Raw genomic sequence first — 22,593 nt, forward strand, 5'->3', positions numbered from 1 at the left:
GCCGGAATAAGCGGCCTCGGACCCAGGTTGGGGACGATCATGAAGGCCATCGCATACAGCGCATACGGAACGCCCGCCACGCTCGAACTCGTCGACTTACCGCAGCCCAAGGTGGGGCCCGGCGAGGTGCTCGTCCGCGTCAAGGCCGCCGGGGTCAACCCTGTGGACTGGAAGCTCGCCGCCGGATACCTCGACCCGATCCTCGAAGTCCGTTACCCGGTGATACCCGGCTGGGACGTGGCCGGAGTCGTCGAAGCGGTCGGCGAGGACACCTTCGACCACGCCGTCGGTGACGAGGTCTACGGCTACGTCCGCAAGGAGTGGGTCGAACTCGGCACGTACGCGGAGCTGGTCTCCGCCCCCGTCCGCACCCTCGCCCGCAAGCCCCGCGAGCTGAGCTTCGAACAGGCCGCGGGCATCCCGCTGGCCGGCCTCACCGCCTACCAGTCGCTCACCCGTGTCGGCCTCAAGGCCGGGGAGACCGTGGTCATCCACTCCGCGGCCGGTGGCACCGGATCCCTGGGCGTACAGATCGCGGTCGCGCTCGGCCTGCGGGTCATCGGCACGGCGGGCGCGCACAACCACGACTACCTGCGCTCCCTCGGCGCGGAGCCCGTGCTGTACGGAGAGGGGCTGGCGGACCGGATCCGCGAGCTCGCACCCGAAGGCATCGACGCGGGCCTGGACTTCTACGGCGACGACATCATCGGAACGCTGCAGTCCCTGGTCAAGGAACGCCACCGGGTGGTCTCCATCGCCGACTACGAAGCGGCCGCCAAGGGCGCCCACCAGCTGTGGGTGCGCCCGGACACCGCCGACCTGACCTTCCTGGCGGAACTGGCCGACACGGGGAAGCTCACGGTCAACGTGGAACACGCGCTGCCGCTCGCCGAGGCCGCCAAGGCCTGGGAGCTGAGCGCCGCGGGCCGTACCCGCGGCAAGATCGTCCTGACCGTCTGACCGTCCGGTCGTCCGGTCGTCCGGCTGCCGTCCGGGCGGCCGACCGACCGACCGGCCCCGCGACACACGGGCGCGCCGCCGGAGCACGGTGCTCCGGCGGCGCGCACCCGCTCAGGACGTGACCGGCACGCTCTCCTGGGTGTGCCGGTTGACCGGCCGGGTGAGGCCGTAGTTCTCGCGCAGGGTGGCGCCGGTGTACTCGGTGCGGAAGAGACCGCGCCGCTGCAGGATCGGCACGACGTGGTCGACGAAGGCGGTGAGTCCGGTCGGCAGGACCGGCGCCATGATGTTGAATCCGTCGGCGGCGCCCTGGGTGAACCACTCCTGGAGCTGGTCGGCGATCTGCTCGGGGGTACCCGCGAAGACGCGGTGGCCCCGGCCCGCGCCCAGGCGGGCGATCAGCTGACGCAGGGTGAGGCCGTCGCGCCGGGCGAGTTCGGCGACGAGGGTGAAGCGACTCTTGTTGCCGTTGATGTCGCGTTCCTCGGGCAGCTCCGGGAGCGGGCCGTCCAGCGGCAGTCCGGTGAGGTCCACGTTCAGCATGCCGGAGAGCTGGGCGAGGCCGTACTCGGGCACCTGGAGATCGGTGAGCTGCTGCTCCAAGGCCTTCGCCTCGGCCTCGGTGGACCCGATGACGGGGGCGATGCCGGGCAGGACGAGCAGGTCGCTCTCGGCGCGCCCGTACTTGGCGAGGCGGGACTTGAGGTCCTTGTAGAAGGTCTGGCCGTCGGCGAGGGTCTGCTGGGCGGTGAAGACGGCCTCGGCGTATCGGGCGGCGAACTCCTTGCCGTCCTCGGAGGAACCGGCCTGCACGAGCAGCGGGTAACCCTGCGGGGAGCGCGGGACGTTGAGCGGCCCGGCGACGCCGAAGTGTTCGCCGCGGTGGGCGGCGGGGTGGAGCTTGTCGGTGTCGGCGTAGATGCCGCGCTCCTTGTCGAGGACGATCGCGTCGTCCTCCCAGCTGTCCCAGAGCTTGGTGGCGACGTCGAGGAACTCGCGGGCGCGCTCGTAGCGCAGGTGGTGCTCCAGGTGCTCGTCGCGGTTGAAGTTGCGGGCCTCGTCGACGGTGCCGGAGGTGACGATGTTCCAGCCGGCCCGGCCGCCGCTGATGTGGTCGAGGGAGGCGAACTTGCGGGCCAGGTTGTAGGGCTCGTTGAAGGTCGTGGAGACGGTGGCGATGAGCCCGATGTGCTCGGTGACGGCGGCGATGGCGGACAGCAGGGTGAGCGGCTCGAATCCGCCGAGGGCGTTGTGACGGGCCTTGCCCCAGAGGGCGACTCCGTCGGCGAAGAAGATGGAGTCGAGCAGTCCGCGCTCGGCGGTACGGGCCAGGTCCTGGAAGTACCGCAGGTCGGTGATCAGCTCGGGGCGGCTGTCGGGGTGGCGCCAGGCGGCGTCGTGGTGACCGGCGTTCATCAGGAAGGCGTTGAGGTGGAGGGTGCGGTTCGCGGTCATGGCTGTTCCCTGTGTTCGGTGGCGTTGCGTGCTGGGGCGGCCCGGAGGGCGCGGGCGTCGGGCGGGGACGCGGAGGGGCCGGGCCGGGCGCTCAGGCGGGGACGCGCCAGGTGCTCAGCCGGCGTTCGATCGTGACCAGCAGCTGGTTGAAGGCCACGCCGACGGCGGAGATGGTGACGATGCCCGCGTACATCTGCGGGATCGCGAAGTTGTACTGCGAGGCGTTGATCAGGTAGCCGAGGCCGGCCTTGGCGCCGATCATCTCGGCGGCCACCAGGACCAGGATGGAGACCGCGCCGGCCAGCCGGATGCCGGTGAAGACGGCCGGTACGGAGGAGGGCAGGATCACCTTCTGGAACAGCCTCGGGGTGGACAGGTCCATCGAGCGGGCCAGCCTGACGAGGGTGGGATCGGCGTTGCCCACCGCGCTGATGGTGTTCAGCAGGACCGGCCAGAGGCAGGCGTAGACGACGATCGAGACCTTCGAGGTCTCGCCGATGCCGAGCAGCAGCACGAAGACCGGGAGCAGGGCCAGCGCGGCGGTGTTGCGGAACACCTCCAGCAGCGGGCCGAGGAACGCGGCGACCGGCCGGTACCAGCCGATGAGCAGGCCGAGCGGCACCGCGACGACGACGGCGATGGCGAAGCCGCCGAAGGAGCGGGCGAGGCTGGCCCGGGTGTGCTGCCCGAGCTGGCCGTTGCCCAGGAGGTCCCACCAGGCCGTGGCGACCTCGCTGACCGGCGGCAGGAAGGTGGCGTCGACCAGGCCGAGGCGGGGTGCGGTCTCCCAGAGGACGAGCAGGGCGACGAGGGCCGCCGAGCGCAGGACGGTGGCGCGCAGCCCCCGGCCGAGCGCCCCGGCGGCCTTCCGGAGGGGGGACGGGGCGTGTCGGCGGCCGTGGGCGGTGCCCCGACCGGCGCCCGGGAAGGCGGGAACCTGCGGCGCGAGCGCGGCATCCGCTCCGGTGACGGTCCGCGTCCCGCGCCGGTCGACGGAGGCGGGAGCCGCGGGAGCTGCGGGAACTGCGGGAACCTGTGGCGCGGCCGCGGCCCGCGTGGCCTGCGCGGCTTCCGGGTCCCGGGAAGTCGCAGGGGCTTCGGCCGCCTCGGTGGGGGCGGATGCCGTTGCCGAGGCGGCCCGGCCGGCCCCGCGCAGCCGGCGTACCAGCAGCGACGGGACACCGGACCGCGTCCGGCGGGGCTCCCGGCCGGCGACCTCCGCAGCCGCGGGCGCCGTGTCCTGCCGTACCGCTTCGCGTACCGTCTGCCGGTCGGCCGGGGCGTCGGCGGGGGTGGTGATGTCGGTGGTCATACGGTGGCCTCCTCCTTCTCCAGTTGCTGGGCGCGGGCCACCTCGTCGTGGAGCAGGGTCCAGATCTCGTGGCGATAGCGGGCGAACTCGGGGCTGGAGCGCAGGTCCTCGCCCTGGAAACCGTCGCCGCGGGCGCCGAAGGAGACCGGGACGATCTCCTTGACGCGACCGGGGCGAGAGGTCATGACGGCCACCTTCTGGCCGAGGTAGACCGCCTCCTCGATGCCGTGCGTGATGAAGACGACGGTCTTTCCGGTGCGCTGCCAGATGCGTCGCAGCTCGTCCTGGAGGGACTCGCGGGTCTGCGCGTCGAGGGCGGCGAACGGCTCGTCCATCAGCAGTACGTCCGGGTCGTAGGCCAGCGAGCGGGCGATGGCCACGCGCTGGCGCATACCGCCGGAGAGTTCGTGCGGGTGCCGGTCCTCGAAGCCGGTGAGGCCGACGAGGTCCAGGAACTCCCGCGCCCTCGAACTCCGTTCACGGCGCGGGACGCCGGTCGCCTCCAGTCCGAACTCGACGTTGCCGAGCGCTGTGCGCCAGGGCAGCAGGGCGTACTGCTGGAATACGATGCCTCGGTCCAGGCCCGGCCCGGTGATCGGCTTCCCGTCGAGCAGGATCCGTCCGGACGACGGCCGGGTCAGCCCGCCGAGCAGGTCCAGGAGGGTGGACTTGCCGCAGCCGCTGGGGCCGACGACCACCACGAACTCCCCCGCCTCGATCTCCAGGTCGATGCCGTCGAGTGCGGTGAACTGCTCCTTGTTCCTCCTGTTCCTCCTGTTCTTCCTGTCTTTCGTCGGGAAGGTCTTGGTCACTTCCTCGAACACGATCTTCGCCATGGCGGATCAGCCCTTCCCGAAGCCGTTGAACTCGTTCGTGTAGAGGTCGGCCGGCTTCAGCTGTCCCTGCTTGATGTCGCCGCGCTCGCCGAGCCAGTCCAGCCAGAGCTGGAACTCCTTGTCCTCGATCCGGCCGCCCTGCTCGGCGACCCCGTACGAGCGCCAGTACTGCAGGGTCGCGGTGTCCTCGTTGCGGCCGCGCTTCTTGACGATCTCGGTCTGCCGGGCGATGACCTCCTCGCGCGGGGTGGTGCGCGCCCATTCGATGGCCTTGGCCACGCCGGTGACGAAGGTCCGTGCGGTGTCCGGGTTCTGCTTGATGAAGCGCTCGGTCATGACGTAGGAGCCGGCGCTGAACTTGCCGAGCAGATCGAAGTCGCTGAACAGCGGTCTGATCCCGCCGGCCGCCACGGCCTTGTCGCGCAGGATCCCGCCCAGCACGCCCACGTCGATCTGCTTCTGGCGCAGCACCTGGTCGGTGTTGACCGGCGGCACGACGAGCGACTCGACCTTGGCGGAGTCGGCCTTGGCGAGGCCGTTGCGGCTCAGGTAGATGTCGAGGACGGCCTGGGAGTGCGCGCCCAGGGTGTTCATGCCGACCTTCTTGCCGAGGAGGTCGCGGGCGGAGCGGATCGGGCTGTCCTCCAGGACGTAGTAGCCGCTGTACGACTGCTCGTCGACGCCGTAGTAGGAGATGACGGCCTTGATGGGGGCCTTGCCGGAGGCGAGTTTGACGATCGCGCCGTTGAAGGCTCCGCCGAAGTGGGTCTGTCCGGTGGCGGCGGACTGGATGTCCTGCGGGCCGCTGATGGTGTTGCCGACCCACTCCAGCTTCAGGTCCTCCAAATAGCCGAGGTCGGCGGCGAGTTCGGGAAGCGTGACGGCGCCGACCGAGCCCTGGTACTTCAGGGTCTTGATCTGCGCGCCGAGGCCGCCGCCGCCCGCGGTGGCCGTGCCGCAGCTCACCGCGGCCGCCGAGATGCCGAGCAGGGCGAGGAACTGGCGTCGGGAGGTGGTGGTCGTGGTGAACGCTGCGGGCATGACGGTTCCTTGTCGGTGCGGTTCGGTCGCGTGGTGGCGGGGGTTACGGGGTGGCGGTGAGGGCGGCAGCGGAGACGGCGGAGGGGGTGACGTCGGCGGAGGTGACATCGGCCGGGGGCGCGGAGCGCAGCGCCGCGGCGAACTCGTCGACGGCCTGGTAGAGGTCCAGTTCGGCCTCGGGCCGCAGCCGGTCGGGGCCGGATCCGCGCTCGACGGAGGAGTCCAGGACGAACCGGCCGGCGGTGACGTGCCGGGCGCCGAGGGCGGCGAGCACGGGGCGCAGCGCGTAGTCGATGGTCAGGACATGGGCGAGGCTGCCGCCGGTGGCGAGCGGCAGGACGGTCTTGCCGTCGAGGCCGTCCTGCGGGAGCAGGTCGAGGAAGGCCTTGAGCAGTCCGGTGTACGAGGCCTTGTAGACCGGGGTCGCGATGATCAGGCCGTCGGCCTCGGCGACGGCTTCGAGCGCGCGGCGGATCTCGGGTTCGCCGCGGCGGGCGGCGAGGAGGTCGGCGGCGGGAAGCTCGCGTACGGACAGGTGGGCGGTCTCGAAGCCTGAGTGGGACAGGCGGCGCACGACGTGGTCGGCGACGACGGCGGTACGGGAGTGGGCGGAGGGGCTGCCGGTGATGGCGAGCAGGTGGGGCACGGGGGCTCCTTGGGACTCGTACGGGGAGCGGGTGGGGTCAGGCGGAGGTCGCGGAGGTGGAGGAGCCGGAGGCGATGCCGAAGGCCGGGTTCGGGACGACCTCCGGGCTGATCAGGCGGGAGGGCTCACCGTCGGGGCCGACCGGGATGTCGCCGTCGACGGTGACCCGGCGCAGGGTGCGCTCGTGGTCGTCGGAGTCGTCCACTCCGTAGTGCTGGGTGGCGCGGTTGTCCCAGATCGCGACGTCGCCGGCCCGCCACTGCCACCGGACGGTGTTCTCGGGGCGCTCGATGTGCGACTGGAAGAGGTCGAGCAGGGCACGGGAGTCCTGCCCGGTCAGGCCGTTGATCCGCTGGACGAAGTTGCCGAGGAGCAGGGTGCGTTCGCCGGTCTCGGGATGGACGCGGACGACGGGGTGCTCGGTGAGGAACTTCGTGGAGGTGAACACCTCGCGGTACTGGGCCAAGGCCTCGGGCAGGGCGTCGGGCTTGAGGGCGGCGTAGTCGTACTCGTTGGAGTGGACGGCCCGCAGGCTGTCGGCGAGGGTGCGCAGCGGTGCGGGGAGGTGGCTGTAGGCGGCGGCGGTGTTGGCCCAGAGGGTGTCGCCGCCGTACGGCGGGATGGTGACGGCGCGGAGGATGGAGAAGGCGGGGTAGGCGGGGACGAAGGTGACGTCGGTGTGCCACTGGTTGGCGCGGGCGCCGTGGTGGGAGTCGATGCCGAGGGCGTAGCGGCCGTCCGCGGAGGGGACGGTGGGGTGCGCGACGGGGGCGCCGAGCAGTCGGGCGAATGCCTCATGGGCGGCTTCGTCGAGGTGGTCCTGGCCGCGGAAGAAGACGACCTTGTGGGCGAGGAGGGCGGCCCGGATCTCGGCGACGGTGCCGGCGGGCAGGTCGCCGCCGAGCCGTACGCCGCCGATCTCGGCTCCGATGCGGCCGCCGATCTTGGTGACAGTGGTGGTGGCGGCGGTCGTGGTGGCAGTGGCCATGAGGGCTCCCTGGGTCGGGGCCGCGGGATTATTTCCGCAGCGGAAGAAATGGCGACGGAGCAGCCGGGCGCTGCGCTGCGCCGAGCGGATACGGGTGCGGGTACGGGTACGGATGCACGGTGGTGCGGGTACGGATGCACGGCGGTGTGGGTACGAGGTGGCGCGGAGCCGGGCGCCCGAGGCCGTGGAGGCCCCTCAGGCGTCCCGGTGGTGCACCACCCCTGGGGGTGCACCACCGGACGGGAGGGGGTCGGGCAGGCGTGGCCCGGCGGGACCCACGTCACCGACGGAGGCCGGGACCGGGTGGACCAGTCGGCCGGGGCGCCGGTTCGACGGGGTCAGGCGCGGCGGGTCAGACTCGGCCGAGGGCCGGACAGCGGCCCGGACACGCGCCCGGCTCGGTACAGAGGCCGGTGGTGTGGAGCCGCGGGGCGAGGAGTGCGTTCGCGGACATGTCCCGGAGCGTGTCAGCGGCCCCGGCGGGGGTCAACCCCCGACCGCGGCCACCGAGTGCACCCCTCGACCGCCTCGACGTCCACCCCGCGGACCACGTACGACCTGCGGTTTCCTCCACACCCGGACCCGCCCACCGACCCACCCGGACGGCCGAAAAGCGTGGCCGGATTTCATGGCCCCGCAACGCGGCCGCCACGCGTTCGCCGGGATCCACCCCCACCGCCCGAGGGGCCGACCCAACCCCGCCGCCCCGCGCCCGCACACCCGGAGCGTGCCCGAGAGGCCCGGCCTCCGGGGGCCGACTCCGTCCCGGCGACGGCCGACGCAGGCCGCAGCCACCCGGGGTGCCCCAAAGCCCCAGCCTCCGGCAGGCCGGCTCAGCCTCGGCGGCCTGAGGAGCGGCCTGCGCCTACGGCACGTCGGCCTCGGCCGCCGCCCCCGCAGGCCCGCACCGCACGAAGCTCCCGACCTACCGGCGGCCGGCTCGGCCCGGGCGCCCCGCACCTACGGCGCGTCGACCCCGGCTGCGGCCTGCGGCGCTTCGACGGCCGCCCGCGCAGGCCCGCGCCGCCTGGGGCGTGTCCCAAGGTCACGGTCTGCCGGATCCGGCCGGCAGGCACGCTCCTGCGCCCCGACACACCGTGGCTCGTCTCGCCGATCGGCACACAGCCAGGAGCCACCCCACCCGGGCCGCCCCCTGCCGGATCCAGCCGGGGACGGCCGGGGACGGCCCGGGGCCAGCCCGGGCCGGGGCTCCCCACCGAGCCCCCCGCAGGGGACCCGGCATGATCGGGGGCACACACCCAGCCCCCGAGGAGACCGCGTGACGCGTATGGCCGGTGACAGCCGGGCCGCCGCCAATGCCGCCACCGTGCTGCGGACGGTGCTCGACCACGGGCCGGTCGCGCGCAGCGCGATCGCGCCGCTGTGCGGGCTGAGTCCCGCCGCCGTGTCCCGGCAGACCACCGGGCTGCTCCGTGGTGGGCTGCTGCGCGAGCTGCCCGGGCCCGGCGGCGGGGTGGGGCGGCCGCGGATCCCGCTGGATCTGCACACCGGGGCCGTCGGCGGGCCGGTCGCCGCCGGACTGCACATCGGGGTGCCGCGTTCGACGTTCAGCCTCGTCGACCTGCGCGGGCAGCTGCTCGCCCGGCGGGCCTTCTCGCACGAGGGGCGCCCGACGCGCGGGCTGTCCACCGAGATCGCCACCGAACTGCGCCGCTTCCTCGACGCGTACGACTCCGGGCGGCCGCTCCTCGGTGTCGGCGTGGCCCTCGGGGGCTGGGTCGACCCGGACGAGGGAATCGTCGTACGGCACCCCGCGCTCGGCTGGACCCGCAAGCCGCTCGCCGCCGAACTGTCCGCCGCGCTCGGGCTGCCGGTGCGGGTCGACAACCACGCCCGGGCCGTCGCACGGGCCGAGATCCTCTTCGGCCGCCCCGAGGCCCGCCGGAGCCTGGTGCACCTGTTCGTCGGCCGGGTCGTCGACGCCGCCTTCGGGATCGAGGGGACCGTGCACCAAGGGCCGGGCGCTGCGGCCGGTGACGTGGCTCATCTGCCGGTGCCGCGTTCGCAGGCCCCGTGCGCGTGCGGCCGTACCGGCTGCCTGGAGGCGACCGCGTCCGACACCGCGCTCGGCGCCGAGGCCGTGCGGCGGGGCATCGTGCCGGACCCTTCGGTGAACCTGCTGGTGGACGCGGCCGCCGCCGGCGATCCGCGCGCCGACCGGCTGCTGCGCGAGCGCGCCCGCGCGGTGGGCCGCGCGGCGGCTCTTCTGTTGGATGTCTTCAATCCGGCGGTGATGGTCGTGACCGAGTCGGCGAGCGTCCTGGACGAGGCGTACCTGGAGGAGATCCGGGACGCCGCGATGGAGCTCTCGCACGTCTGCGACGACCCCGAGCGGATCGTCGTACCGCACGCGGGTCCGGCCGTCCTTCCCGAGGCGGCGGCAACCGTGCTGCTCAGCCGGGTGTTCCAGGACCCCTTCGGTGGGGCCCGAGAGGGGGAGATCACACCCATCGGTATGGTGCCACTTGAGCGTGCTCCCCTACATTCGAGCCATGACGGTCCTGCCTGACGACGGGCTCTCCCTGGCCGCCGAGTTCCCTGACGCGACGCATGAGCAGTGGCAGCGCCTTGTAGAAGGCGTACTGCGCAAGTCGGGCAAGGAAGTCTCCGGCGAGGCCGCAGAAGACGCGTTGTCCACCCCAATCGAGGACGGGCTCACCACGCGCCCGCTGTACACCGCGCCGCCCGACGGGGCGGCACCCGACACCGGTTTCCCCGGCTTCGCCCCGTTCGTCCGCGGGGGCAGGCCGGAAGGCACCACCGCGAACGGCTGGGACGTGCGCCAGCGCCTCGCGGGTACCGACCCGGTACGCGTGAACGAGGCGGCCCTCGCCGATCTGGAGAACGGGGTCACCTCCCTCTGGCTCACCGTGGGCCGGAACGGTCTCCCGATCGAGGGCCTCGCCCGGGCGCTGGACGGGGTCTACCTGGACCTCGCCGCCATCACCTTGGACGCCGGAGCCCAATACGCCGAGGCCGCGCGCGCGTTGCTGCGTCTGTTCACCGAGAGCGCGGTGGCCCCCGAGGCCGCTCGGGCCTCGCTGGGCGCCGACCCGCTGGGCCACGAGGCCCGCACGGGTGAGGCACTGGACGCGGCCGGTGCTGTCGAGCTGGCCGTGGAGGCCGCCGCCGGCTGGCCCGGGGTGCGCGCCCTGACCGTGGACGCGCTGCCGTACCACGAGGCCGGTGGCAGCGCCGCCGAGGAGCTGGGCCTGTCCCTGGCCACCGGTGTCGCTTATCTGCGCGCCCTCACCGAGGCGGGGCTGAGCACCGAAGCGGCGCTCGGACAGCTGGAGTTCCGCTACGCCGCCACCGCGGACCAGTTCCTCACCATCGCCAAGCTGCGCGCCGCGCGCCGACTGTGGGCCCGTATCGCCGAGGCCTCGGGGGCCCCGGAGGCGGGTGCCCAGCTCCAGCACGCGGTGACCTCGCCGGTGATGATGACCCGCCGAGACCCCTGGGTGAACATGCTGCGCACCACCGTGGCCTGCATGGCCGCCGGTGTGGGCGGTGCGGACTCGGTGACCGTGCTCCCCTTCGACAGCGAGCTCGGCCTGCCCGACGCCTTCGCGCGCCGGATCTCCCGCAACACCTCCACCATCCTGCTGGAGGAGTCGCACCTGGCCCGGGTGATCGACCCGGCCGGCGGCTCGTACTACGTGGAGCGCCTCACCGACGAACTGGCCCACGCCGCCTGGGGGTTCTTCCAGACCCTGGAGAAGGCCGGCGGCCAGGCCGCCGCCCTGCGGTCCGGGCTGGTCGCCGAGCGGCTCGCCGCCACCTGGGCCGCGCGCTCCAAGAAGCTGGCGAAGCGGCGCGAGCCGATCACGGGCGTCAGCGAGTTCCCGCTGCTCTCGGAGAAGCCGGTCGTCCGCGAGCCCGCGCCCGCCGTACCCACCGGCGGACTGCCGCGCGTACGGCGTGACGAGGCCTACGAGGCCCTGCGGGCCCGCAGCGACGCGCACCTCGCGGCGACCGGCGCCCGGCCGAGGATCTTCCTCGCCGCGCTGGGCCCGGCGGCCGCGCACACCGCGCGCGCCACCTTCGCCTCGAACCTGTTCCAGGCGGGCGGCATCGAGCCCGTGCACGATCCGGTGTCGGTGGATCCGGCGACGGCCGCCGAGGCCTACGCCGCGAGCGGGGCGGACGGCATGGCCGTGCTCTGCTCCAGCGACGCGCTGTACGAGGAGCAGGCCGCGGCGGTGTCCGAGGCGCTGCGCGCGGCGGGTGCCACGACCGTCTTCCTCGCCGGCCGGCCGGGCACCGCTGAGGCTTCCGTGGACGAGTACGTCTTCGCCGGCTGTGACGCCGTCGCCGTACTGTCCTCCGTACTCGACCGGATGGGAGTGCCGTCTTGAGCATCCCCGATTTCTCCGAGCTGGCGCTCGACCCCGCCTCCGCCGCCGCCGGGGTGAGCGAGGAGCAGTGGCGGGCCTCGGTGAAGGAGTCCACCGGCACCGCGGCCGCCGACCTCTTGTGGGAGACGCCCGAGGGCATCGGCGTCAAGCCGCTCTACACCGGTCGGGACCTGGAGGGCCTGGACTTCCTGCGGACGTACCCGGGTGTGGCCCCGTACCTGCGCGGCCCGTACCCGACGATGTACGTCAACCAGCCCTGGACGATCCGGCAGTACGCCGGTTTCTCCACGGCCGAGGAGTCGAACGCCTTCTACCGGCGCAATCTGGCGTCCGGCCAGAAGGGCCTGTCGGTGGCCTTCGACCTGCCGACGCACCGCGGCTACGACAGCGACCACCCGCGCGTGACGGGCGACGTCGGCATGGCGGGCGTGGCGATCGACTCGATCTACGACATGCGGCAGCTGTTCGACGGGATCCCGCTGGACAAGATGTCGGTGTCGATGACGATGAACGGCGCGGTGCTGCCGGTCCTCGCGCTCTACATCGTGGCGGCGGAGGAGCAGGGCGTCTCCCCCGACAAGCTCGCCGGGACCATCCAGAACGACATCCTCAAGGAGTTCATGGTCCGCAACACCTACATCTATCCGCCGGGGCCCTCGATGCGGATCATCTCCGACATCTTCGCGTTCACCTCGCAGAAGATGCCGCGGTACAACTCGATCTCCATCTCCGGCTACCACATCCAGGAGGCCGGGGCCACGGCCGACCTGGAGCTGGCGTACACCCTCGCCGACGGTGTGGAGTACCTGCGCGCCGGGCAGGCGGTCGGGCTCGACGTGGACGCGTTCGCGCCGCGGCTGTCGTTCTTCTGGGCGATCGGCATGAACTTCTTCATGGAGGTCGCGAAGCTGCGCGCCGCCCGCCTGCTGTGGGCGCGCCTGGTCAAGCAGTTCGACCCGAAGAACGCCAAGTCGCTTTCGCTGCGCACGCATTCGCAGACCTCGGGCTGGTCGCTGACCGCGCAGGACGTGTTCAACAACGTGACGCGCACCTGCATCGAGGCGATGGCAGCGACCCAGGGCCACACCCAGTCGCTGCACACCAACGCCCTGGACGAGGCGCTCGCGCTGCCGACGGACTTCTCGGCGCGCATCGCCCGCAACACCCAGCTGCTGCTGCAGCAGGAGTCGGGGACCTGCCGGTCGATCGACCCGTGGGGCGGAAGCGCGTACGTCGAGAAGCTGACGTACGACCTGGCGCGCCGGGCCTGGCAGCACATCGAGGAGGTCGAGGCGGCCGGCGGTATGGCGCAGGCCATCGACGCGGGCATCCCGAAGCTGCGCGTCGAGGAGGCCGCGGCCCGTACGCAGGCGCGGATCGACTCGGGCCGACAGCCGGTGATCGGCGTCAACAAGTACCGGGTGGAGAACGACGAGGCGATCGACGTCCTCAAGGTCGACAACTCCTCGGTGCGCTCGCAGCAGATCGCCAAGCTGCGGCGGCTGCGCGAGGAGCGCGACGAGGCGGTCACCCAGGACACCCTGCGGGCGCTGACCAACGCCGCCGAGCGCGGCGACGGCAACCTGCTGGCCCTCGCGGTGGACGCGGCGCGCGCCAAGGCCACCGTCGGTGAGATCTCGGACGCGCTGGAGAAGGTGTACGGGCGGCACGCGAGCCAGATCCGTACGATCGCGGGCGTGTACCGGAACGAAGCGGGAGAGTCGCCGTCGGTGGAGCGCACCCGTGCGCTGGTGGACCGGTTCGAGGAGGCGGAGGGCCGTCGTCCGCGCATCCTGGTCGCCAAGATGGGCCAGGACGGGCACGACCGCGGCCAGAAGGTGATCGCGACCGCGTTCGCCGACCTGGGCTTCGACGTGGACGTCGGCCCGCTGTTCCAGACCCCGGCGGAGGTGGCCCGCCAGGCCGTCGAGGCGGACGTCCACGTGGTGGGCGTCTCGTCGCTGGCGGCCGGTCACCTGACCCTCGTACCGGCGCTGCGCGAGCAGCTGGCGGAGGAGGGCCGCGAGGACATCATGATCGTCGTGGGTGGGGTGATCCCTCCCGCCGATGTCCCGACGCTGCTGGAGATGGGCGCCACGGCGGTCTTCCCGCCCGGCACGGTGATCCCGGACGCGGCCCACGACCTGGTGACGCGGCTGGCCGCGGACCTGGGCCACGAGCTGTAGGCGGGCGCCGGTGCCGAAGATCGACATCGAGGCGTACGCGAAGGGGGTGCTCGACGGGAAGCGCGCGTTCATCGCGCGTGCGATCACCCTCGTCGAGTCCACCCTGCCCGCTCACCGGGCGCTCGCGCAGGGCCTGTTGACGGAACTGCTGCCGCATGCGGGCCGGGCCCGCCGGATCGGCATCAGCGGGGTGCCGGGGGTGGGCAAGTCCACCTTCATCGACGCGTTCGGCACGATGCTGACGGGGCTCGGCCACCGGGTGGCGGTGCTCGCGGTGGACCCGTCGTCGACGCGCACGGGCGGCTCCATCCTGGGTGACAAGACCCGGATGGAGCGGCTGTCGGTGGACCCGGCGGCGTTCGTGCGGCCGTCGCCGTCGGCGGGCACGCTGGGCGGGGTCGCCAAGGCCACCCGCGAGTCGATGATCGTGATGGAGGCGGCGGGCTACGACGTGGTCCTCGTCGAGACGGTCGGCGTGGGCCAGTCGGAGACCACGGTGGCGGGGATGGTGGACTCCTTCCTGCTGCTCTCCCTGGCCCGTACGGGCGACCAGCTGCAGGGCATCAAGAAGGGTGTCCTGGAGCTGGCCGACGTCCTGGCGGTGAACAAGGCGGACGGCCCGCACGAACGCGACGCGAAAGCCGCGGCCCGGGAACTGTCGGGCGCGCTGCGGCTGATGCACCCGGTGGACGCGGCCTGGACCCCGCCGGTGCTGACGTGCAGCGCGCGGGAGTCGACCGGCCTGGACGAGGTGTGGAGCCGGCTGGAGCAGCACCGCACCCTGCTGGAGGCGGGGGGCCGGCTGACGGCGAAGCGGGCGGCGCAGCAGGTGGAGTGGACCTGGTCGATGGTGCGCGACGAGCTCCTGGAACGCCTGCGGGCGGACCCGGCGGTACGGGGGCTCGCGCCGGAGCTGGAATCCGCGGTCCGGGCGGGCACGGTGACCCCGACCTCGGCGGCGGACCGCATCCTGGCGGCGTTCGGGAACGCGGGGAACTGAGGACGGGCCGGGCGGCGGCGCGGTCGATGCGCCGCCGCCCGGAAGGTCATGCCCCGACGAGTACCGAGCCGTCCGCGCCCAGCGCCTCGCGCAGGATGCGGTCCTGCTCGACCTTGTTGTCCGTGGCGAGCAGCGCGGAGAGGACCGCGATACGGGCCTGTCCCGCGCGCAGGGTTCCGGTGGGGACGGCTCCGGCGGCCACGAGGTCGACCGCGCCGCCGTGCGTGTAGATCTCGGTGACCGGCCCGGCCATGACCCGGGTGGTCAGCGCGACGAGGATCCCGCGGCCGACGGCGGCCCGGACGGCCTCCACGATCTCCGGGGTGGCGTTGCCCGCACCGGTTCCGACGAGGACGATGCCGCGCGCGCCCGCCTCGACGGCGGCGTTCAGCAGGACCGGGTCGCCGTCGGCGTGGTGCACCACCACGTCCACGCGCGGCGGGAGTTCCGGCATGGCGGGCAGCGGGAGCGGAGCCGGGCGCTGCGGGGTGCGCAGGATGGTGACCTTGCCGAAGCCGATCTTCCCGAAGAGTTCCTTCGAGGGGTCGGCGAACGCGTCCAGCTCCACGGCCTGCGTCTTCACGGTGCCGCGGGCGGCGTGCACCCGCCCGGCGAAGGCGATCAGCACGCCGAGCCCGCGCGTGTGCGCGGCGGTGAGCAGGGCGTCGTAGAGGTTCCCCGGGCCGTCGCCGTCGGCGGTGCCCATGGGGCGCTGCGAGCCGGTGAAGACCACCGGGCGCGGGTCGTGGTGGTGGAGGTCGAGGAGGAACGCCGACTCCTCCAGGGTGTCGGTGCCGTGCGTGACGACGATGCCGTCCACGCCGGGGTCGGCGAGCACCTCGTGCACGGTGCGCAGCAGGGTGAGCTGGTGTGCGGTGGTCAGACGCGGGCTGTTCACGCTGAACAGGTCGACGAGTTCGACGGTGATGCCCTCGGGGAGTGGTGCGGTGGCGATCACCTCGTTCCCGTCGGCGTCCGCTGCGAAGCCGGAACCCTGCCAGCGGCTGGCTATGGTCCCGCCGGTGCTGATCACGACGATCCGTCCCATCGGCCGTGGCCGCCCTTCACTCATGTCACTCGTGTCACTCGTGTCACTCGTACGTCACTCGTACATATGTACTCAAAGCAGCAATGATAGAGCGATCTACGCGCAATGTGATTGCGTTTTCCCTCAAGCCCGTTCATAAACGCCGGGTGATAATTGCGTCATGGATGCCATTGACCGAGATATCTTGCGCGAGCTCCAGGCCGATGGCCGCCTGAGCAACCAGGAACTCGCCCAACGCGTGGGACTGACCCCCTCCCCCTGCATGCGTCGGGTGCGCCAGCTGGAGCAGGACGGGGTGATCCAGGGTTACCGCGCGGTGATCTCCCCCGAGGCGGTGGATCGCGGCTTCGAGGTGCTCGTCTCGGTCGAGGTGCGGCGCGACCGGGAAGCGGTCGAGGCCTTCGAGGCGGCCCTCCAGGACATCCCCGACGTCATCGAGGCCTACCGCCTCTTCGGCAGCCCCGGCTGCCTGCTGCGGATCGCCGTCGCCGACCTGCGGGCGTACGAGCGCCTGTGGATCGAGAAGCTGACGGCCCTCACCGGCATCACCGAGGTCAACTCGCAGATCATCATGAAGCGCATCAAGGAACCGAACGGCCTGCCCGTCGGTCCCTGACATGGGCGAACCCGCGAGCGGCGGAGTTCGGGACGACAGGAACAGGAAGCAGCACCACATGGAACCCCTCGGCATCGGTGATCCGATCCGGCTCGGTCCGTACCGCGTACTCGGCGTCCTCGGCGAAGGCGGCATGGGCAAGGTGTACTTCGGCCGGGAGGACGGTGGCCGCACCGCGGCCGTCAAGGTGCTGCTGCCCGAGCTCGCGCACGACCCGCATCTGGTCCAGCGCTTCCTGCGCGAGGCGCGGACCGCCCAGGCGGTCACCGGCGGGGGCGTCGCCCGGGTGCTGAACGCGCGGGTCGACGACCACGACGGCCGGCCCTGGATCGCCACCGAGTTCCTGTCCGGACCCACCCTCGACGACGCCGTACGCCGCTACGGCCCGTTCGGCGCCGACGGCGTACGCGCGCTCGCCGCCTCGCTCGCCGCCACCCTCGGGGACATCCACGCGGCCGGGCTCGTCCACCGCGACCTCAAGCCCGCGAACATCGTGCTCACCTCGGCGGGACCGCGCGTCATCGACTTCGGTATCGCGCGGCCCGAGCACGGGCTGACGCTCACGACCACGGGCCAGGTGCCGGTCACCCCCGGGTACGGCGCCCCCGAACAGGTGCTCGGCCAGCGCGTCGGCCCGGCCGCTGACGTCTTCTCGTTGGGCGCGGTCCTGGCGTACGCGGCCACCGGACAGCGCACCTTCGACGGAACCCATGTGGCCGCCGTTCAGTACGAGGTGGTGCACGGGGAGCCGCGACTGGACTCCGTACCGCCCGAGTTGCGGCAGCTGATCGCGCCCTGCCTCGCCAAGGACCCCGCGCACCGGCCGACCCCGGAGCAGATCGCGGGCGCTTTCGCCCCACCACCGGGAGCGGACCGGATCTGGCGCACCGGGGAGCTGTCCAAGGACATCGAGCGCCGGGGGGCCGAGGCCGACCGGCAGGCCACCGTGGTCGCGCAGGGGTCCGGCACGGATCCGTCCCGCAGGCGCGTGCTGCGCACCGCGCTCGCGGCCGGGGGCGTACTGGCCGCCTCGGGCGGGGCCACGGGCGCCTGGTGGCTGCTGCGCGAGGAGCCGCGCAAGATCCCGGCGGCCGGACTGGCCGAGAATGCGGCACCGCTCCCCATCACCGCGGGGAGCCACGGCACGGCCCCCGGCGAGCTGTGGGGCCCGCTGCCCGTGGCGGCCAAGGCGGTGGACGGAGTGGTCACCGACCCGCTGCCCGTGCTCGACGTGGTCGTCTTCGCCGCCGCCGGTGGCGGACTCGCGGCCCGGCTGACGACCGACGGCAAGGAGAAGTGGCGGCTGCCCGACGTCCGGCCGGCCGCCGGCCTCGTCGGACTTCCCGACCACCGGTTCGCGACCGCCGGCCCGGGCGGGGCGCTGCTCGGCTTCGAGGCTTCCACCAGCCGGCAGGAGTGGTCGGTGGGCGATGCCGACACCGGGCGCATCCTGGCCGCGGACGAGTCGGCGGTCTACCTGGTGACGCGCGGCGGGAAGCTGCGCGCGGTGGACACCACCGCACGCAAGATCCGCTGGACGGTGCCGCTCACGGCGGCGGCCGTCGAGGCACCCGGGCCGCGGGCCGCGGTCGGTAGCGGCCGGCTCGTCGTCTTCGGCGCCGACGGCGACGTCGTCGCGGTCGACACCGCGTCCGGGGCCACGGTCTGGCGGCTCGACGACCAGGCGAGGTCCGCCCTGCGGCCGCTCGTCCTGGAGGACCGCGTGTACCTCGGCGGTCGGAAGCTGACGGCCCTGGACATCAGGACGGGCACCTCTGTGTGGAAGGACGAGGAGACCGAAGCCACCGGCGCCCTGCGGAAGGGGACGGGCGGCTGGGGCCCGGCGACCTCGTGGAGCGGGCGGGTGTTCGCGATGGACGGTGCGGCGCTGTGCCAGGTGTACACGGAAACCGGTGGGGCACTTGCGATGGACCGGAGCCCGAACGGCCCGGTGCCGCACAATCCCCCGCACGTGGAGGCCCGCACGCTGTGGGTCGTCCAGGGGGACGGTCGGGGCGTCTCGGCCCACGGCGTCGTCAGCGGCCGGCGGTACTGGACCTGGTCGGCCGAGTCGCGGGGGCCGTGGGGCATGTCCGGCGCGGGGAACCGCGTCTTCCTCGTCAACGACGGGAAGCTGACGGCCATGCCCACCATCGAATGAGCCTGCGCTCACGGGGGTTCCGGCACGCGCCGGAAGGTCGGCTGCCGGGCGACCCGCGGAGACTCCCCGCCCGACTCCCCGCCCGGCCCACCGGTTCCCCGCCCGGACCACAGGTTCCACCCGGTTCCCCCGCCCGGACCTGCACGGCCTAGGCTCGGGCCCAGCAACCGACCCGGGAGAGCCCGCGCATGGAACGCCTTCGGCAGGACGACCCGTCGCACATCGGGCCGTACGTCATCCTGGCGCGGCTCGACGCCGACTCCACCGAGCGCACCGTTCCCGAACGCCGCTACCTCGGGCGCACCGCCGACGGGCAACGCACCGTCCTCGTCTGCGTGCCGCGGATCGGCGCCGACCCCTCCCGGTGGGCGATCGAGGCCGAGGGGGCCCGGCGGCTGTCCGTGCCCCGGTTCCTGGGCATCGCGGAGGTGGGCGGCACGGCCGGGTTCCCCTGGTACGCCGCCCCGTACACCCCGGCGCTGCCGCTGCCGGCTGTGCTCGCCGCGTACGGCCGGCCGCTGCCCGAGGAGACCGTCCGTAGGCTCGGCGCCGCGCTGGCGCAGGCGCTGGCCGCCGCGCACACGCAAGGGGTGACGCACGCCGGGCTGTCGCCGGCCGCCGTCCTGGTCACCGCGGGCGGACCGCTGCTGACCTGCGTCGGTGCCGTACGGGCCGCGGCCCCCGACGGCGTGGGGCGGGCCGGGCTGCCCGGGCTCGATCCGGGGTGCCTGGCCGGGGAGCTGATGGCGGGCGGACCGCCGCGGCCGCTCGGAGACGTCTTCGCGCTGGGGGCCGTCCTGGCCTACGCGTCGACCGGTCACACCGTGCCCGAGCGGAGCGAACTGCCGCCGGGGCTGCGGACGCTGGTCGGATCCTGTCTGTCGTCCGATCCGACGGCCCGCCCGCAGTCGGCGCAGGACGTGCTGCGCGCGCTGGTGTCCCCCGGTTCGGACGCGACCTCGCCGCAGGACGCCCACCCGGTGGCCGGCACGGTCCTCGACCACGCGACCGTCCCGCTGCCGGGCCGGGTCGTCGCGGCGCTCGCGGCCCAGTCCGCCGCGCTGCTCGCCACCGAACTCCCCTCCCCGCAAAGGCCGTTCGCCCCGGCCCAGAAGGTGCACTGACTCGATGTCCGTCCCGGCCCAGCACGCTCCAAGCGCACCACGCTCCTCTCATGCCCCACGCGCCCCGCTCTCGCCCCTCACGCACGAGGATCCGGAGCAGCTCGGCGGATTCGGGCTGCTCGCCCGGATCGGCAGCGGTGGCATGGGCACGGTCTATCTGGCCCGATCGGCGTCCGGCCGGACGGTCGCACTCAAGACCGTGCACGCCAAGATCGCCGCCGACGCCACCTTCCGTACCCGGTTCCGGCTGGAGGCGGACGCCGCGCGGGTCATCGGTGACCGCTACGGGGCCCGGGTCTTCGCCGCGGACGCCTTGGCCTCGACGCCGTGGCTGGCCACCGAGTACGTCATCGGGCCGCAGCTCGACGAGGCGGTCGGGCTCGCCGGCCCGCTGCCCGAGCCGTGCGTCCGCGCCTTGGGCGCGGACCTCTCGCGGGCGCTGGGCCAGTTGCACCGCTCGGACGTGGTGCACCGCGACCTCAAGCCCTCCAACGTCATGGTCACGGCCACCGGGCCCAAGGTCATCGACTTCGGGATCGCGCGAGCCCTCGGCGACGAACGGTTGACCCGCACCGGGGCCGCGGCGGGCACGCCCGCCTTCATGTCGCCCGAGCAGGCCGGTGGTCTCGAACACTCCCCCGCCGGTGATGTGTTCGCGCTGGCCGGCGTACTGGTCTTCGCGGCCTGCGGACACGGCCCCTTCGGCGGGGGCCGGGCCGCGGACCTGCTGTACCGGGTGCGGTACGCGGAGCCCGACCTGGGCGGCGTACCGGCGGCGCTGGTATCCGTACTCGCCCGCTGCCTGGACAAGGACCCGACGCGCCGGCCCACGACGGCTGAGCTGGCCGAACTGTTGGCTCCCGGTGACGGCCCGTTCGCGGACGGGCTGCCGCAGCCGGTGCTCGCGGACATCGCCCGGCGGGCCGCGGCGGTGTGGCAGGAGCCGCCTCCCCGGCTGCCCGCGCCCGCCGGGGAGGCGACCACCGTCGTCGCCGGTGGCGGCAGCGGCGGCAGCGGTGACGTGTCGCGCCGCAGGCTGCTGGTCGTCGGTGGTGGCGTGGCCGGCGCGGTGGCACTCGCGGCGGGAGGCGGGCTGTGGGCCTGGCTCGGCGGCCGCGGCAAGGGGGAGGAGGCGGTGGAGTCCGGACCGCTCGCCTTGAAGCCGCCACCGGGCGCCCTGTGGCAGGTCGACGTCGCACGGCCCTTGGTGGGCGGCGTGCCGATGCGGGTCAGTGGCACGGTGGTGATGGCCACCAGGGTCACGACCACCGGAGTCTCCCCGAAGAACGGCACGTACCTGACGGACTTCCAGGGGTACGCGGACGCCTGGCGCACGGCCACCGACGGCACGATGCTGTACGGCCTCCGAAAGCCGGACTCCGCGGACAGGGCTCTCGCCGTGGTGCCGCTGTCCTTGGATACGGGCCGTGAGCAGGCGCCGCTCCTGCGGCTGCCGGCCTTCGACGGTACGCAGGTGCTCTCCCAGATCCTCGGCGTGGCCGAGGACACCGTCTTCCTCTGCGCCCAGGCGGCCGGGAGCGGGCAGTGGTTCGTGGTGGCGGCCCATCTGAAGACCGGCAAGGAGCTGTGGCGGCAGCCGACGGCCGGGCCCTCCGCGAACTCGATCGAGCGGCGGCGTCCGACCCTGGTCCGGGTCAAGGCGGTAGCCGGCGGGGTGCTGTTGTGGCAGCGGGCGGAGCAGGGGGACGCCCTGCGGGTGTCCCTGCACGACGCCGCCGGCGGCGCCGAGCGCTGGACCGTGTCGCTGTCGGCGCCGGGCGCGACCCCGCACGAACCGGTCACGGACCACGAGCACGTCTATGTCGGCGCGGAGCGGCTGCAGGCGCTGCGGCTCACCGACGGGACGGTGGCGTGGTCCTTCGGGAACGACCGCGACGTCGGCAAGGTGGTGGCCCAGCGCCGGTACGGCCTGCCGACGGTCCGGGACGGTGTCGTGTACGCCGTGGAAGGCACCCGGGGCGTGATCGCCGTCGGCGCCGACTTCGGCGTGCTGCGCTGGGAGGAGATCGCCCCGGACGGGATGGATCCGAATCGCGAGATCGCCCCGGTGGTGACCGCCACGCACGTCTACAGCATGGACGCGGCCGGTCTGCGGGCCGTCGACTCCCGCTTCCACCGCGCGGTCTGGCGTTACGAGACGGACGCCTATCTGCTGGCTCCGGACCCGGACGGGAAACAGCTCTACGCCCGCGAGGAGCGCGTGCTGATCGCCGTGCCGACGCAGTAGGGCGGCGCGAGCGCGGGAAGGCCCGCACGCCGGCGGCTCGTGGCCGTCGGGGTACGGGCTTTCCGCTCGGTGGGTCATCAGCTCGGGATGTGCGCCTCGAAGAGGACGGCGACCGCGAGGCCGCCCACGGTGACGGAGGAGGGGGAGCCCATTCCTGCGAACTCGGTGCGGGGCGGCGCGGATTCAGGGCAGTGTGTACCGCTGCCCCGTCAACAGGACGGCGGGGAGGGCACATCGACGGCCGGGAATCGCATCGTGAACGGCTTGACGTTCGAAGTGGAGTGAGCGCATGAGCAACAACCCGTTCGACGACGCCGACGGTCGGTTCTACGTCGTGGTGAACGACGAGGAACAGCACTCGCTGTGGCCGTCCTTCACCGAGGTTCCCGTCGGCTGGCGCGTCGTGTTCGGCGAGGAGAGCCGCGAGCGGTGCCTGGCACACGTCGAGGCGAACTGGACCGATCTGCGGCCGAAGAGTCTGCGCGACGCTTCGACCGCGGACCCGGCCCGCGTCGGCTCCGCGTGAGCTGACCGCGCACGACCTAAGAAGGCCGCGGAATGGGGCTCGGCGCCGTCCGAACCGCACCGGGCCC

17 protein-coding genes are annotated in these 22,593 nt (G+C 73.1%); 10 read left to right on the forward strand and 7 right to left on the reverse strand.

The genetic code is table 11. From position 1 onward, the window contains the following. Positions 1-39: 39 nt before the first annotated feature. Positions 40-960, forward strand: coding sequence for an NADP-dependent oxidoreductase (locus tag BCL76_RS04010; protein WP_109778099.1), 921 nt, complete (start codon positions 40-42; stop codon positions 958-960). A gap of 111 nt (positions 961-1,071) precedes the next feature. Here the strand turns inward: BCL76_RS04010 and BCL76_RS04015 are convergent, their stop codons facing one another. From BCL76_RS04015 to BCL76_RS04040, 6 genes are all read right to left on the reverse strand, one after another. Further along, the gene (locus BCL76_RS04015; protein WP_109778100.1) at positions 1,072-2,415 is read right to left on the reverse strand and encodes an LLM class flavin-dependent oxidoreductase; all 1,344 of its coding nucleotides are present in this window, start codon (positions 2,413-2,415) and stop codon (positions 1,072-1,074) included. Positions 2,416-2,506: 91 nt separating this feature from the next. Further along, complete coding sequence (locus BCL76_RS40465) at positions 2,507-3,727, reverse strand: ABC transporter permease (protein ID WP_375137875.1); 1,221 nt, start codon at positions 3,725-3,727, stop codon at positions 2,507-2,509. Beyond that, positions 3,724-4,563: an ABC transporter ATP-binding protein gene (locus BCL76_RS04025; RefSeq protein ID WP_109778101.1), complete on the reverse strand. Its 840-nt coding sequence runs from the start codon at positions 4,561-4,563 to the stop codon at positions 3,724-3,726. The genes BCL76_RS40465 and BCL76_RS04025 overlap by 4 nt, the downstream gene beginning before the upstream one ends. A 6-nt stretch (positions 4,564-4,569) precedes the next feature. Beyond that, on the reverse strand, positions 4,570-5,604 hold the full coding sequence (locus BCL76_RS04030; protein ID WP_109778102.1) for an ABC transporter substrate-binding protein: 1,035 nt from the start codon (positions 5,602-5,604) through the stop codon (positions 4,570-4,572). 43 nt (positions 5,605-5,647) lie between these two features. Continuing rightward, positions 5,648-6,250 carry an NADPH-dependent FMN reductase gene (gene ssuE, locus BCL76_RS04035; protein WP_109778103.1) on the reverse strand — a complete coding sequence of 201 codons (603 nt, stop codon included), beginning with the start codon at positions 6,248-6,250 and terminating at the stop codon, positions 5,648-5,650. A 37-nt stretch (positions 6,251-6,287) separates the two neighbouring features. After that, positions 6,288-7,238 carry a TauD/TfdA dioxygenase family protein gene (locus tag BCL76_RS04040; RefSeq protein WP_109778104.1) on the reverse strand — a complete coding sequence of 317 codons (951 nt, stop codon included), beginning with the start codon at positions 7,236-7,238 and terminating at the stop codon, positions 6,288-6,290. A gap of 1,288 nt (positions 7,239-8,526) precedes the next feature. On the opposite strand from BCL76_RS04040, the gene BCL76_RS04045 reads away from it, so the two are divergent. From BCL76_RS04045 to meaB, 4 genes are read left to right on the forward strand one after another with little or no spacing between them, the layout of a single operon-like run. Further along, the gene (locus tag BCL76_RS04045) at positions 8,527-9,768 is read left to right on the forward strand and encodes an ROK family protein (RefSeq protein ID WP_109778105.1); all 1,242 of its coding nucleotides are present in this window, start codon (positions 8,527-8,529) and stop codon (positions 9,766-9,768) included. Further along, on the forward strand, positions 9,752-11,617 hold the full coding sequence (locus tag BCL76_RS04050) for a methylmalonyl-CoA mutase family protein (protein WP_109778106.1): 1,866 nt from the start codon (positions 9,752-9,754) through the stop codon (positions 11,615-11,617). Before BCL76_RS04045 ends, BCL76_RS04050 begins: the two co-directional genes overlap by 17 nt. Continuing rightward, positions 11,614-13,803 (forward strand): methylmalonyl-CoA mutase, encoded by a 2,190-nt coding sequence (gene scpA, locus BCL76_RS04055; RefSeq protein ID WP_109778107.1) that lies wholly within the window; start codon positions 11,614-11,616, stop codon positions 13,801-13,803. Before BCL76_RS04050 ends, scpA begins: the two co-directional genes overlap by 4 nt. A gap of 10 nt (positions 13,804-13,813) precedes the next feature. Then, the gene (gene meaB, locus BCL76_RS04060) at positions 13,814-14,803 is read left to right on the forward strand and encodes a methylmalonyl Co-A mutase-associated GTPase MeaB (RefSeq protein WP_109778108.1); all 990 of its coding nucleotides are present in this window, start codon (positions 13,814-13,816) and stop codon (positions 14,801-14,803) included. 46 nt (positions 14,804-14,849) lie between these two features. On the opposite strand, the gene BCL76_RS04065 is transcribed toward meaB, so the two are convergent. Then, positions 14,850-15,851: an asparaginase gene (locus tag BCL76_RS04065; protein ID WP_109778109.1), complete on the reverse strand. Its 1,002-nt coding sequence runs from the start codon at positions 15,849-15,851 to the stop codon at positions 14,850-14,852. Between the two features lie 160 nt (positions 15,852-16,011). Here BCL76_RS04065 and BCL76_RS04070 point away from each other — a divergent pair, with 160 nt between their 5' ends. From BCL76_RS04070 to BCL76_RS04090, 5 genes are all read left to right on the forward strand, one after another. Further along, positions 16,012-16,467, forward strand: a complete 456-nt coding sequence (locus tag BCL76_RS04070; RefSeq protein ID WP_109778110.1) for an Lrp/AsnC family transcriptional regulator — start codon at positions 16,012-16,014, stop codon at positions 16,465-16,467. A gap of 58 nt (positions 16,468-16,525) precedes the next feature. Beyond that, entirely contained in the window at positions 16,526-18,628 is a 2,103-nt protein-coding gene (locus BCL76_RS04075) for a serine/threonine-protein kinase (RefSeq protein WP_109778111.1), read from the forward strand. Positions 18,629-18,816: 188 nt separating this feature from the next. After that, positions 18,817-19,752, forward strand: coding sequence for a serine/threonine protein kinase (locus BCL76_RS04080; RefSeq protein ID WP_109778112.1), 936 nt, complete (start codon positions 18,817-18,819; stop codon positions 19,750-19,752). 4 nt (positions 19,753-19,756) lie between these two features. Then, positions 19,757-22,000 (forward strand): protein kinase domain-containing protein, encoded by a 2,244-nt coding sequence (locus BCL76_RS04085; protein WP_109778113.1) that lies wholly within the window; start codon positions 19,757-19,759, stop codon positions 21,998-22,000. Positions 22,001-22,289: 289 nt separating this feature from the next. Then, on the forward strand, positions 22,290-22,526 hold the full coding sequence (locus BCL76_RS04090; protein WP_109778114.1) for an MbtH family protein: 237 nt from the start codon (positions 22,290-22,292) through the stop codon (positions 22,524-22,526). Positions 22,527-22,593: the final 67 nt, after the last annotated feature.

Origin of the sequence: Streptomyces sp. CG 926 (assembly GCF_003148825.1) — a bacterium.
Lineage (GTDB): Bacteria > Actinomycetota > Actinomycetes > Streptomycetales > Streptomycetaceae > Streptomyces.

What these genes read in the sequence shown, in the direction of transcription:
- BCL76_RS04040 (WP_109778104.1), bottom strand. Translation starts at nt 7,238, where the DNA reads ATGGCCACTGCCACCACGACCGCCGCCACCACCACTGTCACCAAGATC.
- BCL76_RS04075 (WP_109778111.1), top strand. Translation starts at nt 16,526, where the DNA reads ATGGAACCCCTCGGCATCGGTGATCCGATCCGGCTCGGTCCGTACCGC.
- BCL76_RS40465 (WP_375137875.1), bottom strand. Translation starts at nt 3,727, where the DNA reads ATGACCACCGACATCACCACCCCCGCCGACGCCCCGGCCGACCGGCAG.
- BCL76_RS04070 (WP_109778110.1), top strand. Translation starts at nt 16,012, where the DNA reads ATGGATGCCATTGACCGAGATATCTTGCGCGAGCTCCAGGCCGATGGC.
- BCL76_RS04045 (WP_109778105.1), top strand. Translation starts at nt 8,527, where the DNA reads ATGGCCGGTGACAGCCGGGCCGCCGCCAATGCCGCCACCGTGCTGCGG.
- BCL76_RS04010 (WP_109778099.1), top strand. Translation starts at nt 40, where the DNA reads ATGAAGGCCATCGCATACAGCGCATACGGAACGCCCGCCACGCTCGAA.
- BCL76_RS04015 (WP_109778100.1), bottom strand. Translation starts at nt 2,415, where the DNA reads ATGACCGCGAACCGCACCCTCCACCTCAACGCCTTCCTGATGAACGCC.
- BCL76_RS04030 (WP_109778102.1), bottom strand. Translation starts at nt 5,604, where the DNA reads ATGCCCGCAGCGTTCACCACGACCACCACCTCCCGACGCCAGTTCCTC.
- BCL76_RS04080 (WP_109778112.1), top strand. Translation starts at nt 18,817, where the DNA reads ATGGAACGCCTTCGGCAGGACGACCCGTCGCACATCGGGCCGTACGTC.
- BCL76_RS04065 (WP_109778109.1), bottom strand. Translation starts at nt 15,851, where the DNA reads ATGGGACGGATCGTCGTGATCAGCACCGGCGGGACCATAGCCAGCCGC.
- BCL76_RS04085 (WP_109778113.1), top strand. Translation starts at nt 19,757, where the DNA reads ATGTCCGTCCCGGCCCAGCACGCTCCAAGCGCACCACGCTCCTCTCAT.
- BCL76_RS04090 (WP_109778114.1), top strand. Translation starts at nt 22,290, where the DNA reads ATGAGCAACAACCCGTTCGACGACGCCGACGGTCGGTTCTACGTCGTG.
- BCL76_RS04025 (WP_109778101.1), bottom strand. Translation starts at nt 4,563, where the DNA reads ATGGCGAAGATCGTGTTCGAGGAAGTGACCAAGACCTTCCCGACGAAA.
- BCL76_RS04050 (WP_109778106.1), top strand. Translation starts at nt 9,752, where the DNA reads ATGACGGTCCTGCCTGACGACGGGCTCTCCCTGGCCGCCGAGTTCCCT.